We start from the raw sequence: 238 nt of genomic DNA on the forward strand, positions 1-238 counted from the left end.
GGCGCTGCCTGCCGCGCCCTTCCAGCCCGCAGCCTCGACTCCGAGGAAATCCGCCACCGCCCGCGCCAGGGCGGGGCCCCGCGTCGCGGTCTCCAGCCTCACGGCGCCGCTCGCGGCGAGGCGGCGCTGCCGGCGGCGCAGGTCCTTGAGCCGCGAGGGATGCGGATGCCCGGCGAGGACAGCGCCGTGATCGGCGCGCCGCTTCAGGACCGGGCGCTCGAACCGCGCGACCTCGCCG

At 79.0% G+C, this 238-nt stretch carries 1 pseudogene; it reads right to left on the minus strand.

What is annotated here, in order from left to right:
* A pseudogene (locus AC0IWM_RS23915) lies at positions 1-238 on the minus strand (GNAT family N-acetyltransferase); the annotation flags it as partial.

Source organism: Methylobacterium sp. AC433, from assembly GCF_979253015.1.